The sequence below is a fragment of the Streptomyces murinus genome (assembly GCF_002154555.1).
Lineage (GTDB): Bacteria > Actinomycetota > Actinomycetes > Streptomycetales > Streptomycetaceae > Streptomyces > Streptomyces murinus.
Genome location: NZ_MUNF01001053.1, coordinates 1 through 597, shown reverse-complemented (window position 1 = coordinate 597; position 597 = coordinate 1). Strand labels below are relative to the sequence as shown.

Annotated in this window: 1 protein-coding gene; it reads left to right on the top strand. The window is 73.9% G+C overall.

The features are described from left to right. Positions 1 to 597, top strand: a 597-nt coding sequence (locus CCN72_RS37610) for a methionyl-tRNA formyltransferase (RefSeq protein WP_279630327.1), incomplete at both ends; no start/stop codon positions are given.

Here is a 597-nt window from a genome sequence, read left to right as displayed (position 1 = left end):
GGTCAACCTGCACTTCTCGCTGCTGCCCGCCTGGCGCGGCGCGGCGCCCGTGCAGCACGCGCTGATGGCGGGCGACGAGATCACGGGCGCGTCCACCTTCCTCATCGAGGAGGGCCTGGACTCCGGGCCGGTGTACGGGACGGTGACCGAGGAGATCCGGCCCACCGACACCAGCGGCGACCTGCTCACCCGGCTGGCCTTCGCCGGGGCGGGGCTGCTCGCGGCGACCATGGACGGCATCGAGGACGGCACCCTGAAGGCCGTACCGCAGCCGGGCGAGGGCATCACCCTCGCGCCGAAGATCAACGTCGAGGACGCCGAGGTGGACTGGGCGGCGCCGGCGCTGCGCGTCGACCGGGTCGTGCGCGGGTGCACCCCGGCGCCCGGCGCCTGGACCACATTCCGCGGCGAACGGCTCAAGCTCATCCAGACCGCCCCCGTCCCCGACCGGACCGATCTCGCCCCGGGCCACCTCGCCGCGGGCAAGAACAGCGTCCACGTGGGCACCGGCTCCTACGCCGTCGAACTCCTCTGGGTCCAGGCCCAGGGTAAAAAGCCGATGCGCGCGGCGGACTGGGCCCGGGGCGAGATCGGTCC